16 protein-coding genes and 1 pseudogene are annotated in these 16,370 nt (G+C 51.9%); all 17 read right to left on the minus strand.

All coding sequences use genetic code 11. The features are described from left to right. Positions 1–27: 27 nt before the first annotated feature. Positions 28–1,128, minus strand: coding sequence for a glycosyltransferase (locus IPM89_07625; protein ID QQS55639.1), 1,101 nt, complete (start codon positions 1,126–1,128; stop codon positions 28–30). Positions 1,129–1,140: 12 nt separating this feature from the next. Continuing rightward, entirely contained in the window at positions 1,141–1,383 is a 243-nt protein-coding gene (locus IPM89_07630; protein ID QQS55640.1) for a hypothetical protein, read from the minus strand. Between the two features lie 73 nt (positions 1,384–1,456). Continuing rightward, a complete protein-coding gene (gene glf, locus IPM89_07635) occupies positions 1,457–2,563 on the minus strand; it encodes a UDP-galactopyranose mutase (GenBank protein QQS55641.1) in 1,107 nt (368 codons plus the stop codon). Positions 2,564–2,778: 215 nt separating this feature from the next. Next, positions 2,779–3,621, minus strand: a complete 843-nt coding sequence (locus IPM89_07640) for a Fic family protein (protein QQS55834.1) — start codon at positions 3,619–3,621, stop codon at positions 2,779–2,781. Positions 3,622–3,704: 83 nt separating this feature from the next. After that, a pseudogene (locus IPM89_07645) lies at positions 3,705–4,217 on the minus strand (phosphoribosyltransferase). A gap of 266 nt (positions 4,218–4,483) precedes the next feature. Next, on the minus strand, positions 4,484–5,446 hold the full coding sequence (locus IPM89_07650) for a glycosyltransferase family 2 protein (protein QQS55642.1): 963 nt from the start codon (positions 5,444–5,446) through the stop codon (positions 4,484–4,486). A 6-nt stretch (positions 5,447–5,452) separates the two neighbouring features. Beyond that, the gene (locus IPM89_07655) at positions 5,453–6,451 is read right to left on the minus strand and encodes a glycosyltransferase family 2 protein (protein QQS55643.1); all 999 of its coding nucleotides are present in this window, start codon (positions 6,449–6,451) and stop codon (positions 5,453–5,455) included. A 4-nt stretch (positions 6,452–6,455) separates the two neighbouring features. Then, the gene (locus IPM89_07660) at positions 6,456–7,247 is read right to left on the minus strand and encodes a class I SAM-dependent methyltransferase (GenBank protein ID QQS55644.1); all 792 of its coding nucleotides are present in this window, start codon (positions 7,245–7,247) and stop codon (positions 6,456–6,458) included. Further along, positions 7,237–8,469 (minus strand): glycosyltransferase, encoded by a 1,233-nt coding sequence (locus IPM89_07665; GenBank protein QQS55645.1) that lies wholly within the window; start codon positions 8,467–8,469, stop codon positions 7,237–7,239. The genes IPM89_07660 and IPM89_07665 overlap by 11 nt, the downstream gene beginning before the upstream one ends. A 6-nt stretch (positions 8,470–8,475) precedes the next feature. Beyond that, positions 8,476–9,477 carry a glycosyltransferase family 2 protein gene (locus IPM89_07670; protein ID QQS55646.1) on the minus strand — a complete coding sequence of 334 codons (1,002 nt, stop codon included), beginning with the start codon at positions 9,475–9,477 and terminating at the stop codon, positions 8,476–8,478. 210 nt (positions 9,478–9,687) lie between these two features. Then, on the minus strand, positions 9,688–10,872 hold the full coding sequence (locus IPM89_07675) for a glycosyltransferase family 4 protein (protein ID QQS55647.1): 1,185 nt from the start codon (positions 10,870–10,872) through the stop codon (positions 9,688–9,690). A 1-nt stretch (position 10,873) separates the two neighbouring features. Beyond that, on the minus strand, positions 10,874–12,181 hold the full coding sequence (locus tag IPM89_07680; GenBank protein QQS55648.1) for a glycosyltransferase family 4 protein: 1,308 nt from the start codon (positions 12,179–12,181) through the stop codon (positions 10,874–10,876). Next, the gene (locus tag IPM89_07685) at positions 12,174–12,704 is read right to left on the minus strand and encodes a hypothetical protein (protein QQS55649.1); all 531 of its coding nucleotides are present in this window, start codon (positions 12,702–12,704) and stop codon (positions 12,174–12,176) included. Before IPM89_07685 ends, IPM89_07680 begins: the two co-directional genes overlap by 8 nt. 137 nt (positions 12,705–12,841) lie before the next feature. Continuing rightward, on the minus strand, positions 12,842–13,447 hold the full coding sequence (locus IPM89_07690) for a class I SAM-dependent methyltransferase (GenBank protein QQS55650.1): 606 nt from the start codon (positions 13,445–13,447) through the stop codon (positions 12,842–12,844). A gap of 57 nt (positions 13,448–13,504) precedes the next feature. Next, the gene (locus IPM89_07695; protein QQS55651.1) at positions 13,505–14,086 is read right to left on the minus strand and encodes a methyltransferase domain-containing protein; all 582 of its coding nucleotides are present in this window, start codon (positions 14,084–14,086) and stop codon (positions 13,505–13,507) included. A gap of 47 nt (positions 14,087–14,133) precedes the next feature. Further along, positions 14,134–15,339, minus strand: coding sequence for an ABC transporter ATP-binding protein (locus IPM89_07700; GenBank protein ID QQS55652.1), 1,206 nt, complete (start codon positions 15,337–15,339; stop codon positions 14,134–14,136). Positions 15,340–15,372: 33 nt separating this feature from the next. Beyond that, the gene (locus IPM89_07705; protein ID QQS55653.1) at positions 15,373–16,368 is read right to left on the minus strand and encodes an Rpn family recombination-promoting nuclease/putative transposase; all 996 of its coding nucleotides are present in this window, start codon (positions 16,366–16,368) and stop codon (positions 15,373–15,375) included. Positions 16,369–16,370 lie beyond the last annotated feature (2 nt).

Here is a 16,370-nt window from a genome sequence, read left to right on the forward strand (position 1 = left end):
CTTTATGGGCATCGAGATCAATTCAATTTATTCGAATAAGTCCAAGTAAGCCTTTTCCGCCAAGCTCGCCAGTTCTCCCCAATCCGGGATTTTCAGGGCAACCACTTCAGGCCGGGCGAGTTGCGCCTTTAGACAGTGGGCCAAACTCGCAACATCGTCGGGCTCATATAAAGTTTGAATGGAACTTTGAAAAAGTGTAGTCATCGCCCCAACACGAGCGACAGCAAGGGGCGCCCCGCAGGCTACCATTTCATAAGCCTTTTGCGGAAAGCTGTAGCGTCCGTAAGGTGTATCCCGTAAATAAACCACCCCCGCATCAAGCGCACTGAACAGTTCGGCAGTTTGAGCGTGAGGCATCATGCCCAAATAATGCACACGCGAGTCTTGAGGGGGTGGACATTCAGGATCGAGAGAACCCGCTAACACTAAGTGAACGTTCTGATTTTCCTGGGCAATCCGTTCAAAGGCACGATACAGCGGTTCGATCCCCTTCTCTTTCGAGAGTCCGCCAGCCGTACCGATAAGCTTTGCATCCAAGGGCAATCCCAAACGAGCTCGACATGCCCAACGGTCGCGTGGATAGAAAATAGTACGGTCAATCGTGCTCGGCAAGGCGAGCACAACGCCATGCACACCGTAGTCATCCCGCACTAAGTCAGCAAGCGGTTCGGACACACAAGTCACAACCGTTGCCCGGCGCAAGGCACGCCGGTAAAGAGGGACTATTCCCGGTAGTCGGGATAAACCAAAACTTTCGAAATGATCATAAAGATCGGCAGCGAAAGGCACACCTAGTCGTTTAGCTAACCAATCACTCAAAATGATGTGCGGGGCATCCGAGGCGCCCACCAGCAGATCGGGCGCAAACATGCGCAACAGCCGCAAAGCCTGGCACGGATAGGTCAGTCCACCGGAGCGCCCCGGCGTCAGTCCGACCCACCGTAATTCCCCCGGATTCGCCGGATGCCGCTCGTCCCGCGCCTCTGTAGCGCGATAACTGAGACACAGTCCCAAAACGTCATGGCCACGCAGAGCCAGTTGGCGTGGTTGCTCGTACAGCCGCGCATAGCGATCAGCGATCACGTCGTAACTCATGTACTGGCGTTTACAGAGGAAGGCAATGCGCATTGGGTGAATTTCTCAGGACGGTGGGCGACGAGGACCGGTGCGATTGCGAAACCCGTCATGAATCCCGCGCAGGTAGGCGGATAATTGTTGCCAGCGCTTGGGATCGTGGCGCAAGGAACCCAACAGACGGATCAGTAAACCGGGTAGCGTTTCGGTCCAAAGCCGGTGGCCGTAATGGCGGCGGGCGGTAAGACAGTCGGCGAGCAGACGCTGGCGGTTGTAGGTGACCAGGACGGCGGCGATAGTGGTGGGCATGGGCGAGGGTTGCCGCTCAAAAACTCAGGGCGAAAAGCAGGGTGATTTTGATCGGGTTCATGTCAATCTATGCCTATTCGTTAGCGAGGCCAAGTATCCGCTCGGCGGTTTTCAGGGCGGCGGCAACGACCTGGTCCATGTTGTAGTAACGATATTGAGCGAGGCGGCCGACAAAAAAGGTGTGGGTTTCGCGGGCGGCAAGGGCTTTGTAGTGCTGGTAGAGCGCTTCGTTTTCCGGGCGCGGAATGGGGTAGTAGGGATCGCCGGTGTCTTGGGGATATTCGCGGACGATGGAGGTGCCGGGGTGGCTTTGGCCGGTGAGGTGCTTGAATTCGGTGATACGAGTGTAGGCGTGCTCGTTGGGATAGTTGACGACGGCGACCGGCTGGTGTTGGGGAATGCCGGGCAGTTGTTGGTGTTCGAAACGCAGGGAGCGGTAGGGCAAGGGTCCATGGCCATACTCAAAATAGGCATCGATGGGGCCAGTGTAGATGATGGCTTTGGCGCTGATCCGGTGGCGAATGGTGAAGAAGTCGGTGTCGAGTTCGAGGCGGATGTTGGGGTGGTCGAGCATCCGCTGGAATAGCGCGGTGTAGCCGTCCTTGGGCATGATCTGGAATTGGTCGCTGAAGTAGCGGTCGTCGCGGTTGGTGCGAACCGGAATACGGGCGGTGACGGCGGCGCTGAGTTGGGAGGGGTCGAGGCCCCATTGTTTGCGGGTGTAGCCGCGAAAGAATTTTTCGTAGAGGTCGCGGCCGACGGTATTGAGAACGACGTCTTCACTGGTTTTGATGGGGTCGCGGGGTTCACGCACCCGGTTGAGGAAGGCCCGGACGCCGGTTTCGTCAAGGTTGAGGCTGTAGAGACGATTAATCGTGTCCTGGTTGATGGGGATGGGAAGAAGTTGGCCATCAACGCTGGCAAGGACACGGTGTTCGTAGGGCATCCAGTCGGTGAAGCGCGAGAGGTAGTCGACCACGCGCTGGGCGTTGGTGTGAAAGATGTGCGGGCCGTAGCGATGGATGAGGACGCCGTGGGCGTCGGGTTCGTCGTAGGCGTTGCCGCCAATGTGGGGACGCTGGTCGATGACCAGAACTTGTTGGCCAGCGCTGGCGAGGCGTTCGGCGACGACGCTGCCGGCAAAGCCAGCGCCGATAACTATAAAGTCGGCTGTTTTCACGCTTGGGTAGTCTCTAACACAATTGGCCGGAAAGATTTAGGGTGGATCAATAAGATATAGTGTTCCTGTCTGATTTGTGGAGTCGCTGTTTCGAAGCACCCCGGCGCTGCGCACCACCCCTCTTTGTCCAAGGAGGGGAGATTCCACAACCAGTCTGGGAGCGCTATATTGTTCGGCTTACCGAAGACAGTCCGCTGCCAGTTCGGCGTCAATCCCTACTTGGGTTCCTGGATCGACTGCTCCTTGTTCTGGCTTCGATGGTGTTGAATTTGTCGCATATTTTCCAAGAGATCTTGGGTTTCTTGCCAATTGTCCGCAAAAAACCCCTCAAGCGTCTGCAATTCAGAACCTTCTTCCAGCAGCGGTTGACCCAGTTGTGCTTGACCGTGGGCGCTATCATAAGCGACGAGCAGCTTAATATATTCACGTCGTCGTTCCCGTGCCACCACAATCGGCGGGAATCCGGATTGAAGCAAGGGTAAATTGGCAATCAATCGCGCCATACGCCCGTTGCCGTCGAAAAAGGGATGAATCCGGGTGAAGGCCAAGTGCAGGCGAGTGTAGGCGGTTAATGCCGCATCACGGTCCAGATCGCCAGTTAGCGTTTGATTGAGGGAGGCCAGCCAATCGCCCATTAAGGCGGGAACGTGCTTGGGTTGTGCGTATTCGCGCCAAGCCTGACGGTTATGTGGATCGATATAGTAGGTTCCATTCGGTTCGTTTTTCCACGCGCCGACCGGACTGTAAATATCAACGATGACTTCGGTTTGCACGGCCCGATGGAGTTGGAATAAATCGCTTTCCACCAGTGGCGTGGTGCGTTCGATCCAGTGATAGAGCAATTCGATCGCTCGCGCATGGCCCACCACCTCGTAATGATCTTTCAGGGGTTTGCCCGCGACGGTGAGTCCTTCGGCCAGAATGAAGGCCGTATCGCCCAGCGTTAGGCTGTTGCCTTCAAGGGCGGTGGAGGTATGTGTCCACAAATCCCGTAATTGTGCCCGTAGAGCAATCTGTAAGTCCTGATCCAATCCGGCGAAGAGGTTTTTTCTAGCCATCATGTGGGCAAGCCTGAGCGTGAATGTTGAAGGTTCATGAATCAGGCTATTTTTTCACTAATTCACTCACCCGTAGAGCGACCTCACGCTTCGATTGCCGCAGTAATTCGATTTCGGATGCGCTCAACATCCGGGGTGTTGAGAAGGTAACGCGCTTCAGACTCTGTAAGGCCGTCAAATCCGAAGACGAATCGTTGTTTCCACCAGATTTCAAGTGCTTTTCCATGTTTTAATCTCAGTTTTTCAAGAGGATCCGTACTGAGTCGCAGATTCGCGGAATAGGGCTTTCCCGTCAAGACGGTTGCACCGATCACCGCTCCGCCGTCCCTCAATATGTGAGAGCGCAAGTTCGCAAGCGTTTCACCTTGGCCCACGAAATCGTCGACCAGAACATATTCATCTCCGGCAATCACCAGACCATCGAACATGGCCTGTCGGGCCAAGCGCGAGAATCCGTTGGCGCCAGTGTGCGCAACAATGTTCGTTTGCACGATTCCACTATCGACGCGCCAACCCAATTGTTGCGCCACCACGTCCGCCAGCACCTCTGGAATCGCATTGACCCCCGTTCCCTCGATAGCATGTGCCGAGACCAAAATCGGTTTTCGCCCCTGAAATATTCGCGCCAACTCGGCGACAACCACCGAGGACTTGGTCGATGACCAGAATTTGCTGTCCGGCACTGGCAAGGCGTTCGGCGACGACGCTGCCGGCAAAACCGGCACCGATAATCAGAACATTACAGGCAGGCATAGAGGACTCCCACGCGATAGAAACCGACACCGTCATCGTCCGACATGCCGGATGTCGGGTTAGTCAGGCTAGGGGTGGATATACGGTCATCACACAAGTGGAGGCGCGCTTATTTCTCAATACACCAACGTTCGTGGCGCCGTCCTTGGCGACCCAGTAGCCCATCCACGAAGCCAGCGACGAACGCGCGCAATTGCGCGAGCCGCCGGGGCTCAAACCAGAGCACACTGAACAGCCGGACAAGGGAACCAGGAATGGTCTTGTAATAAAACTCGACGCCGTAGTGCTTGCGCGCCACCAGCAGCCGGTTACGGGTATCGTAGTAGCGTTTCCAGGGTGGCAATTTAAGACAGAGGATTTCCTGTCCAAACAGCTTCACTGAGTAATCGTCGGCAGTCGGATGCTGGAGATGGCTAAGAGTCGCGAGGATGATCTTCGCACCTTGCTTGCGGGCACGCACACAGTACTCGACATCGTCGGCGGCGATGAAGAAATCCTGTTCGGGCAGCCCGATGTGTTTGACCAGTTCGGTATGTATGAGAAAGCCGAGGAAGGGTATGAACTGGACCTCGGGATTATCCGGCAGCGCCGCTGGCTGGCGGATGTGCTCGTAGACCTCGCGAGCAGCATCGAGCCCCGCACGGCGGACGCTCATCCGCCAGGATAATCGATTGCCGTCGAGCGCAACGGAGCCGTAGATGTTGGCAGTATCGACGGCGACCCGTGCGAGTTCTTCCAAGGCCGTCGGCTCCGGTATGGCGTCGTCGTCCATCAGCCAAACCCAGCCTGAGTGCTCGCGTGCGGCCAGCTTCAAGCCAGCATGGAAACCGCCCGCTCCGCCAGTGTTTTCGTCCAAGCGTGTGTAGCTAAAGCCGGGAAAATCTAACCAACCTGCTTGGGCTAGGGTCTCACGGGTACCATCGGTGGAGGCGTTGTCGATAACGATAATGTGTGCCGGTGCCAGTGTCTGATGCCTCAGGGCGTCCAAACAATGAGCCAGCAAGGCTTTGCGGTTGTAAGTCACCACGACCACCACCGGGTTGCCAGTCGGATTTATGTCTCCTCGGCTCATCCGACTTTATAACCTGCGCCGATAGTCGATGGCGAAAAAAGCATGCCGTAACTTTCTTGCATTAGTCGAAATCAGCCGTAAGGGAAGCATGAGCCATTCGACTTGTAGCGGGTCCATCGACCGGAGCACAGCATTGTCGAATACAGGATGCCGTGGACCCGCCCGAGGACTGATGTCATAAGCCTGCTCGGCAACACGCGCCCAATATCGTGGCGCATATGGGAAGAAACGATGAATGTAATGCCACAATGCCTCGGCCAAGGCATCGGCGCGTTCTGCCGTCAGGCGGCTCTGCTCTGACAAGCGCCGATGCAAGCCGGTTATCGCATCGATAATGTTATTGGGCCGATCCGATGCAGTGGACACAGTCGACACTCTCTGGCCGGGGTGTTGAAACCACACCCCAACATGTTTTTCAAGATGCACCCATTTCCACTCTTTTATCGCTGCAAGCTGCACCATCCAAACGTAGTCCTGAGCTCGATTGACCGACTCATCCCATCTGGCTGTTCTTAATGTATTTCGAAGAAATACATTACCAACTGGCAGCCTGAAACCACTGACCGATAGGGCAGCGCAAACAAAGTCCTTTGTATCAGGAAAACCAAGAGTACCAAGCTGTTCACTATGATCATCCAAGTTCATCACAAGACCAGAGCATAATTCATCTCCGGTCTTTTCCAAAAGATCGATTTGTTCGGAAGCAGCGGTAGGATAAATAAAATCATCATCGTCCAGAAAACGAATAAATTTTCCACGCGCCTGAACTAAACCGATATTGCGAGCAACGTTTGCATGAGCAATCTGGGTTGGTAACCAGATAACAGATAGGTGGTGGCGATAGTTTTCTGCAACTGATCGCCACGACTCATCCAATCCGTTGGGCACCACAATGACTTCCACTTCGCCAGGTGTCATACCTGCCAAGGCGCTCTCGATCGCGCGGGGCAAATATTGCGGTCGATTGGCGGTGGGGATAACTACAGAAATTAGCGGAGTAGCCATTTATTTATCGAGGGCTGAATTTCTTTAATGTTTGTGTTGAGTGCTTAACAAAATTAAAAGCCTTGCGAATCAGTTTATTGAGAACTCCTATGGTGATTTCTTTATGGATAATCGTATAGGTTTTTTCTGACGCCATATTTTTTTGCGCAAGAACCCAGTTGTTACCTTCCAGTAATATTAGGTTGCCATAATTTGGATGTTGCTTAACTAATAGCTCAAATATCTCTCTGATGTGTGGAATTTCTTGCTCATCTTTAGATAAAGATCGATGAGTAATACCATCGGTTGCATCACGTTGATAGTTTGCAGCGGCGTAGGTCCAAAGATAATCATCAAATATTATCCAGCCATTTGGCTTGAGCAGTTTATCCACTAAAAAGAAAGCTGCTCCATCAATAGTCCAGTTCTTTGGGCCATCAACAATACATAAATCGTAGATTTCTTTGCATCGACCATCCTGACTATTTCTTACAATTTCATCATGCAAAAACCATGTATAACCAGATTTCATTCGTAATATTTCAACAAATGTAGAAAGACCTGTTCGCGCTAACTGCACTTCAATAGATGGATTATAAGCGTTTTTGGCCTCAATAAGATCGACGGCAGTTATTAAACCTTTGCCTAAATTCTGTAGGGCCGCAGCCATATAGCAAGTAGCTGTGCCGTGAGCTATCCCCAATTCGAGAATATTTGTAAGTTTTTCTTTGACAATTAGGTTATAAATAAATCGCGCATTCGGCTCTGTAATAAATGGAACACCACCAACAATGGAGTGTATTTGTTCAAATTTCATCTCTTACCTCATTGGCATATGTTCTGTTGCATGAAGTTACAAATTGTTCATATATTTTTTCTATTTTCTTTGTTTGCTCAATCAGGTTAAAATTTTCGTGGACAAACTTTATAGCTGATTCCGACATCCGCTTCGCCAAATCTTCGTCCAGTAGGCATCGTAAAAGTCGATCAGCAATACAAATAATATCTCCTTCGTTGCACTGGAATCCGGTCACGCCATCGACAATACCCTCAATGGAACCTCCTCGTGCCGAGGAAACGACGGGTACTCCACATGCCTGCGCTTCAAGAATGACCATTCCAAACCCTTCGGCATCGCCATTTGCAGCAGTAACGCTCGGCAAGCAGAACACTCGTACTTTATGCAGTTGTTCAAGCACTTGTATACTCGACAGTGCGCCGGTAAAAATTACCGGCACTCCCAACTCACATGCTAATTGCTCTGCGGTCATGCGCATTGGTCCGTCACCAACCATAATCAATTCGGCTTCTGGCACCTCCCTATACACCCTTGAAAAAGCTTGGATCATCAGCAAAGGGCCTTTTTTTTCCACCATACGGCCAACGAAAAGCACACGCTTGTGTCGCAGGTATAATGGCACACCAGCAGGTTGAAAAAAGTCGGTATTGATGCCGATGTAACTCAGCGAAATTTTCTCGGGAGGGATGCCATATTCGATTGCGCGCCGACGAATTGCATCCGACACGGCGATGAAATGTACGCGCGAGTGAGTAGCTATCTGCCGTAATCTTCGCGGGTATGTCCGTCGACGCAACCCACCATGTCCGGCTTCCCACCACTCTTGCTTGATATTAATATCATAACCATGGAGGGTGACTAGCAACGGCAAACCGAGGATTCGTGCGTAAGGCCAGATATCCACCGCGAACGTGCCAAAATGGGCATGGATAACTTTCGCGTCAAACCCTCTCAAGCGCCTGACCACGAGCGGATCGGCCAGCCAGAGATATCGGAATATACGATAAATGAATCGGCGCCACCTAGGCGCATGCTCCGGAATCAGCAGCCGAACATCCAAGCCATCTAAGGCGAGCCCGCTTAGTATCAAAGATTCACCGACAAGAATAGGATACCAGCTACCACGCAATGCACGTGCCTGTTCCTTGATAAAGGTTTCCGAGTAAGGTAATAGATCATTCGTATAAATCAGCACCCTATTCTTATTGATCGAATTATTTTTTTTATCCAGCACGTTCATATCTAATTAGTTAGAAAATAAGGATTTCGCACGCCGCACGACACTACGTAAAATGCACCATAGCAAACTCGGCCTCCGAGCCGGTTTTTCAAATAGATGCATCAGTCCATAAATGGCTGTTGGGTGGATTATTGCAAGCCGTTTGAGTGACTCTGCGATGTGGTCAGCATATTCGGTCAAGGCGATTCTCGAATCAACTCGATATGCATCGTAGTGAAATTGCGCGGCATACAACGTATCTACCAATTCCTCGGCTTGTGAGATACGCCCGACATAGGTTTCAAGACAAACAATATAGGCACGTAACATGAGTGCAAAGACCTTTGCACGATGCGATGATGCGGTAACACTACTTGGATGTTGTCGGTAGAAATAAAGCGTATTTGATAATAGACAAACTCGTTTAGCTGTAGCGAATGCACCAAAATTAACGATATAATCTTCGTTAATAGGAACTGTTTCGCCGAAGTCTTGAGATAAGAACGGCTCTATTGCTTCTCGACGATAAAGCTTGTTACACAAAGAGCCGGTGCCGAACCCAAGATCACAGAACCTGCGCAGTATATCCTTGTCGACAAGTTCACTACGTCCGAATCTTACCTTGTGCACCCCTTGCGTGCCGTCTTTCGTTGCATAGCGAATGCCGCAAATAACAATATCGGCATGACCCAGCGTCATGGCGGAAACCATGCGTTCTACAAACTCCGGTTGCAACCAGTCATCCGCATCAAGGAATCCGACAAACTCACCTTGGGCTGCGGACATAGCGCGTACGCGGGCTAAATGAACACCTTCGTTTTTGTCGAGAGCAATTATGTGCAACCTAGAATCATGCCTACCATAATCACGCAATATATCGACGGTGCCATCCGTGCAACCATCAGCGACCGCTATAATCTCGATTTTAGAATATGTCTGCGATGCCGCCGATTCTACTGTGGCAAGAATAAATTCTTCGACTTGATAGCTAGGTATCAAGATTGATACAAGAGGTGAATATTTTTCCATGTCGAGCTCGGTGCTCAGCGTGAGATAATTTCAATGCTCATGAGATCGGTGGATAATATAGAGGCCCCAATCTAGAACTGGACATTTCTTACAAGTAACCTACTGTTTTAATGACTAAATCCTTTCGAGCAGCCCTAGCGATGTACGAATCAGCATTGGGAAGACTATATGTAAGTAAAGGTCATATATTTTCTTCGCATTAAACTTAATTTATGGGGCTTTATGAGTGATTTTTAAGACGCGCTCCCACTGTTGCATGGTCGCCAACATGGAGAATTTCCTCTCCACATGGGCGCAGTTTTCCGCACCCAGGTGCATCCTCAATTCCTCAGATTCGCTCATCTTTTGAATCAGGGAGGCAAGCTTTTCGCTATCCCCAACGGGAAACAACCACTTCCGGTTTTCCTCTGGTAGTAATTCTCTAATTCCAGGAATGTCGGTACCAATTATTGGTAACCTCGCATACATATACTCCAAAATGCTGTTCGATGTTCCTTCACACCGTGTGGACAATAGGCCTATATCAGCGTCGATAAGCCACTGCTCTAGTTCAGCGCGACCCAGAGGGCCACAGAAGCGAACCGACCCAAATAGATCTTCCCTCGATATTTCCTCAAGTAATCGGCGCTCATCTTCCTTAAACGGCGTAAACCCAGCAATGTCCAGCAAAACATTGCTACCATCTTTCTTGAGTATTCTTATAGCTTCCAGAGCCGTCCAGATGTCCTTTTCTCGATTCAGGTTGGCGAGATGAAGCAAGCGCAAAGTATTCCTTTTATTTGTTCTATGTCGCTCAAAAGTTGGTAGCGTCTTCCAGGTTCCATCAGGGACAAAAGCATTAGGAATAATAGATACAGACGCGAGGGGCTGATTGAATGTATCTGCGACAAAATGCGCCCCATCCTGGGAATTTGCCACGAATTCCACATTGGCGCTGGTAGCCAGTCTTACAAAGTAACGGTTGTAAATAAAACTTCCGTTATCATATCCGCTTCGATGATTCCAGAAGATTCTCACACCCAGTTGCTTTCGACATAGCAGAGTTAATACAGATGGGGTGATTGTGAATGGAATAACAATATCAAATCGCTGTCGAGGAAGCTCTGCGCAAAGTTTCCGATTGCGAAGAAGCCGCAGAAATGCACGGAGTAAGAAAGATGCCGGATTTAGCCCTGCATCTTGATAAATCCAACCGAATGATGGCCAGCGGTCTAACTGTCGACAAGTAATTCCAGCAGTAGTAAGCAGCTCCAAAAGAGGGGTTCCCTTTCCACGTGAGGGCAATCCCCAGACTTCGACGTAATGGCCGATCTCCTTAAGATGCATCGCCAGAATGGATGCTTGCTTCTCGGCACCACCATGGGTAAAGCAAGGAATAAATATCAAGAATTTCATGTCAAACTTTATCAGAAAGACGCGGCAAACCTTTGACAAATAAAATCAGCGCGCATAAATAACGACAAGCCCACAATTTGATATTCACGAAGCGGCCGACATTCTCATGAATTCGGACTTTCGTTTCCAAATACTCTAGAGTATCCTTCGCCATGCGCCTCGCATTGAAATAACTTAGGACGCGCTGTCGTCCTCTTGCTCCCATCTCCATAGCCATATCCCTATCAGATAGCAATGCGATTATGCCAATTGCCACGGCTTCGCTGTCGCGCGGGTTGACAAGCAAACCGCTTTCCAGATGCGCAATCGCTTCAGGTACCCCGCCCTCATGTCCACCAATCACGGGCTTTCCGTAATAGCCGGCTTCCAAGTAGACCAGCCCAAACCCCTCCCAGCGCCGCTCGCATTTACTCGTTAATGCAAACACATCGCACAACGTGAAATAGGCTGGCAACATCGAGGAAGGGACTTCCCCGACAAAGTCGACGCAGCTCTCAAGCTGCAGTTCGACGCACAACTCCTCCAAAGCGGCGCGATAAGGCCCCATGCCCCCGATCACCAGGTACGCGCGCGTGTAAACGTGGCGAACCAGAGCGAATGCCCGAATCAGTATGTCATGCCCTTTGTCCAAATCCAGCCGGGCAAGGCAGAAAATGATCCTGGAGTCTGGCGGACGCGACTGGCGTAACGACTTTACATCATCCGGGTCCGCATCTAGTAGGCGACTAGTGTCTATACCATTCGGCACTACGGTACACCGTAGCTGACCAGGGAACACCCTTCTCGTCAAAGCGGCCGTTGCCTTACTAACCGCAATACATCCTATTGCTTCTTTGTAATAGGCGATCATGCGGTCGCGAAGTACTGGCAGCTTCGTTGCGTGATCCCTGAAATAAATTAGGATTTCGGAACCATGCAATACCGTCGCATAGGAAAATAAGCCTTTCGACATCCGGGCGAATTTCTCTTGCGCACGGCGCTCCGTCACCAGAATTACATCAAATCGATATTTCAATTGTAGACAACAAAGGGCATGCTGCGTGGAGATCCTGGTACTCGTCCTTGCTAGGAAATGGATATGGATGTCTTTAAGGTCGGTTGAACCCGTCTCCACACTTGGCTGTGGCGTCAGAACATGCACCTCGACACCGAGCGAGATAAGCCCCACTGCCAGATCGTGACTGTAGACACCAGCCCCGCCCTTAAATGGAGGAAATTCATGGGTGTATATCAGAATGCTCCGAAGTCCCATCGTCCGCCCCTTAAACCGGCAAGAGAAGCTGTTCTCTAAATAGATGCGATCATTCACTTATGGGCTTCGACATACATGTCCCGTCCCGGGTAATGCGTCCAGGTCGCATGCGAACACGACACCCGTTGAAAGCCGATATCACGGAGCACTCGGACCAGCTCGCGCGCGCTCCAAACATAGCGGTGGGTTTCATATTCCAGGCGATCCCACTGGTTGCCATAGAACTGGTTGTGTGCCCTGGCCAGCCATGTCCGGTGAAATGCCATTCGATACGGGGGATGTCCATGACAGCCGATACGATGCCTTCTCCCTTACGCCCGGTGGCGTAGGTTCGTCCGACAACGCCAAGCTTGACCACTGGATAGAAGGCGGCGAGATCTACGCCCGGGGAAATGATTTCTGTTCGATAGCTACCAAACGAACGGATGATGTCGGCGGTCGCGTCTGCCATGGCGACACACACATCCACCTCCCTCGCAACCTTCTCGAACAGGTCACGTGCCGCTTTGTCACGTTCTCGGTGGGTGAAAAAACCGATCTCGATTGGGGATATCCGTTCGCCGCGACAGCCGTAGGTCATGTAGTATTGGATCCGTGCTCGCCTGTCTTCCTCTAAACCGTATGACACATAGGGAAGGCGACTGCATATTTCCCTTGCTTGCCTCTCTTGTATCCAGCCGAGGTCGGATAGCTTGATATGTACCAGCGCCCCCATCTTTATTTGGCTCCTATACATGCAGAGGCAGTAGGTGAGTGTTCCAGTTCCTTCTTGATCGCCTTGGCCCAGTATGCGGCAGGGAATTCGGCTCCCTGAAGTGTATCGATGGTGACTACATCCTGAATCTCATAGGCATCCCGCAATAGGCGCCGTATGCCGAACTCTGTGAATCGCCAGAAGTCGTTAGGGCTCATGTGGATCGGCTGCCGGAACGGCAGGCCAAGGAGCAGTGTGCCGCCGTCGGCAAGTATTCGAGTGATCTCGGCAAAGCCAGCGTGAAAGTCATCGACGTGCTCGAGCACACCGCTGCAATAAACACAATCGAAGGAACCATCGCTAAGTTCGGGCATAGACCGTACATCGAGGACCAGATCGCATCCGAAGTTTGGGCCGACTTCGGATGTCGTATAGGACACTGCGGCGGCGAAGTAATCCCGGTAATGACTACCCTCCCCATCCGAATCGTTGCCACTCCCGATCGACAGCACCTTGCCTTGGATGGCCATACAATGCTGGCGCAGCCAGGCATTACTTTCCCGACGGGCGTTCGATACGCCGCCCTGCTTCGGGTGCAGCAGGCCTCTTGCCGAAGTGATCAAGGCCATCAATTTCCGATGGAGTGCCATAGGATCATTGTTTCCGTAGCAGGTTGGATCGCGTGTTCATTTGACGGCCTCGACATGCATGTCTCGCCCAGGGTGGTGCGTAAGCGTCGCATGGCTGAAGCTCACCTTGCGGAAACCGATATCACGCAGGACTCCGACGAGTTCACGGGCGCTCCACAAGTAGCGGTGCGTCTCGAAGTCGATGCGGTCCCATTGGTTTCCGTAAAACTGGTTCTTGGCAGAGATACGCTTACTACGGTTTGGGTGTAGCAGCCACAGTACGCAGCGTACGAAGTCCGCCGCCTCGATGACCAGCAACCCGTCAGGCTTCAGCATGCGATACCAGTCACGAAACATGTCGATGGCTTCCCAGCGGGGGAAGTGGTCGATGGTATGCGAGGTGAAGATTTCATCGACAGAGTAATTAGCAAGTCCTAGCTTGCGCATGTCCGCGAACACGTCGGCCACGCAGCCAATGCGCGAACTGTCGGGAGTGCCGGCCTCGGCTGGATACATGTCGACATTGATGAAATCACGCCAACGTATGCCGCCGCAACCTAGATGTAGCTTCACAATCCCCAACTTGTACCCATCAATGTAGGCCTTGAGCCGATTGTGTTCAGGAGCGTATTGGGACAATATCCTATCCGTATCGGGGCGAATTCCGGCATGAGGAATTATTGAGTTCATCTTGCCGATGGGATTTCATGATGGTCGAAGTTTACTGTCATCGGGAAGAAATGACTTACACCGCCACCAACCGGGCCTGTAATTTCGACTATGCCGGCATTAAGTGCTTGTGTAACCGTAACCTTTCCCGAGCGGTCGAATAAACTGATACTGATCTGATAGCGGCCATGCGCAAGTTGAATAGGCCCTAGCTCAAATTGCAGCACATGCGATCCGCCACCTAGTTCTAGGACATCGGACTGATCAAGGCGAACGATAGAATTTGCCTTGAATTCGTTCTCGATCGAGAAATGTACCAATATCAGCCCAATCGTGATGTTTTCGGTAACCGCAATGGCAAATTCAAACTTAAGGATGTCGCACCAAGCGATGCGCGCGGGCAAGGGCGATAGGTATATTGACGAAATTCGCTTATCGGCAATCAACCGGTAAGGTGACTCTGGTGTCTGTTGGCCCTCACTATAATGACGTAGCCCCTCGGCCGTTTCACCTAGATGGCTGACAGTTCCGGCATCCAGCAGCAGCGTGGAGTCGCAGATCCGGCTGACCTGCGACTCGCTGTGACTGACGAAAATTACGGCTGCTCTTTCCAGTACTTCGCCGATGCGCTGGAAGCACTTGCTGCGAAAGGCCGTATCACCCACCGCCAGGATTTCGTCCAGCAGCAGCACATCGGGTTCGAGGGCAGATGCGATGGAAAAGCCTAGCCGCATCTGCATGCCTGAACTGTAGCTTTGCACAGGCGTATCGATGAAGTCGTGCAACTCTGCGAAGTCGATAATGTCGCCTATCCTGCGGTCGATCTCGTGGCGGGTCAGGCCCAACACCGAAGCATTGACATAGATGTTCTCGCGCCCGGTCAGGATGGGGTTGAACCCGGCTCCCAAGGCAATCAGTGCCCCCACCCGCCCGCGCATCTCGATCCGCCCCGCATCCGGTTTGATCAAGCCGTTGAGCATCCGCAGCAGCGTGGTTTTACCTGCCCCGTTGCGTCCGATCAATCCCAAACACTCACCACGCTTGAGTTCGAAGCTCACATCGTTCACCGCCCAGAACTCATCCGGGCGCAACTCCCCGTCGCCGCCATGCCGACGTCCCAATAGCTCATTACTAAGATCCTGCATCCCATACCACAAGGAGCGCTTGAGGCTGCGGCAGAATTTTTTCGAGACGTTTTCGACGATAACCAGTGAGTCAGACATCGGAGTTTTAAACTGTAAGGACTGAGCTTATATTTAGTGCAGGACTTCATCCAGACTTTGTGCGATGACACCCTGATCGAACCAACGAAGCAGCGTCTCAGCATCCGCTTGAATAATTCGCGCACGTACAGACTCGCTTGGCGGGCCGAATTTGCGTTCGAGCAATCGCAATAGCATCGTGGCTTCACCACGTCGTTCGCCCTGCTGTAAGCCCTGCTGTAAACCCTGCTGTAAACCCTGCTGTAAGCCCTGCTGTAAGCCCTGTTCGATGTATTTATCAATGAAAGTTTGCATAAGAGGTTCTCCGCTATGGGTCTCTTGCAACAGTGATCGCACGTCTTGTTCGTTCAGTCGCTGCGTACCTTGGACATAATAACGCAACAACGATTCCAGAATCTCCAGAGCGGTCGGTTGTTCGATGACCTGCTCGATCAACCTCAACAACTCCCGTAAGCGTTCCAGTGGCTGGTTGCTGTAGATATGCCGTAGCGCCAACTGCACCAGGCGAGTCAACGCTTCACCTTTAATTTCAGTGCTGCCACGTGGGGAGATATCATGCAGGGCGTAGCGAAACCGCGGAACATACGGCGCCAGCGCCTCGGGCAATGGAGCCACCAACTCATGAAAATTCGCTGGAACTCGCCACTGCTGTTGCCCATGATACAACACCAAAGGATAAACGGGCGGCAGATGACGCGCCTTCGAATGCTGTTTACGGTATTCGTCACCCCCGGCCACGATATAGCGTAGCAATTGCAATAACACCCAGTGCTCAGGCCGACTCTTGTGCTCAAACAGCAAATAAATCCGCAGAGGGCTTCCCCGATGGCGCACGGTATAGACCAGGTCCGAATAGACTTGCCGCAAATCTGGAGATACGTAGGTATCCTTGGCGATGGTCAAAGCGGTCAAATCGATCTCGGCCAGCAGCGACGCGGGCAATTCACACCGCAGGAAATCCTGAGCAATCACCAATCGCCCGAAGTTCTCGCGAAAGAAGCAATCATGCGGAGTCGGAGTCGGTTCCATCA

The organism is Candidatus Competibacteraceae bacterium (genome assembly GCA_016699715.1).
GTDB lineage: Bacteria > Pseudomonadota > Gammaproteobacteria > Competibacterales > Competibacteraceae > Competibacter.

What these genes read in the sequence shown, in the direction of transcription:
- IPM89_07625 (QQS55639.1), bottom strand. Translation starts at nt 1,128, where the DNA reads ATGCGCATTGCCTTCCTCTGTAAACGCCAGTACATGAGTTACGACGTG.
- IPM89_07630 (QQS55640.1), bottom strand. Translation starts at nt 1,383, where the DNA reads ATGCCCACCACTATCGCCGCCGTCCTGGTCACCTACAACCGCCAGCGT.
- IPM89_07640 (QQS55834.1), bottom strand. Translation starts at nt 3,621, where the DNA reads ATGGCTAGAAAAAACCTCTTCGCCGGATTGGATCAGGACTTACAGATT.
- IPM89_07650 (QQS55642.1), bottom strand. Translation starts at nt 5,446, where the DNA reads ATGAGCCGAGGAGACATAAATCCGACTGGCAACCCGGTGGTGGTCGTG.
- IPM89_07655 (QQS55643.1), bottom strand. Translation starts at nt 6,451, where the DNA reads ATGGCTACTCCGCTAATTTCTGTAGTTATCCCCACCGCCAATCGACCG.
- IPM89_07660 (QQS55644.1), bottom strand. Translation starts at nt 7,247, where the DNA reads ATGAAATTTGAACAAATACACTCCATTGTTGGTGGTGTTCCATTTATT.
- IPM89_07665 (QQS55645.1), bottom strand. Translation starts at nt 8,469, where the DNA reads ATGAACGTGCTGGATAAAAAAAATAATTCGATCAATAAGAATAGGGTG.
- IPM89_07670 (QQS55646.1), bottom strand. Translation starts at nt 9,477, where the DNA reads ATGGAAAAATATTCACCTCTTGTATCAATCTTGATACCTAGCTATCAA.
- IPM89_07675 (QQS55647.1), bottom strand. Translation starts at nt 10,872, where the DNA reads ATGAAATTCTTGATATTTATTCCTTGCTTTACCCATGGTGGTGCCGAG.
- IPM89_07685 (QQS55649.1), bottom strand. Translation starts at nt 12,704, where the DNA reads ATGACCTACGGCTGTCGCGGCGAACGGATATCCCCAATCGAGATCGGT.
- IPM89_07690 (QQS55650.1), bottom strand. Translation starts at nt 13,447, where the DNA reads ATGGCCTTGATCACTTCGGCAAGAGGCCTGCTGCACCCGAAGCAGGGC.
- IPM89_07700 (QQS55652.1), bottom strand. Translation starts at nt 15,339, where the DNA reads ATGTCTGACTCACTGGTTATCGTCGAAAACGTCTCGAAAAAATTCTGC.
- IPM89_07705 (QQS55653.1), bottom strand. Translation starts at nt 16,368, where the DNA reads ATGGAACCGACTCCGACTCCGCATGATTGCTTCTTTCGCGAGAACTTC.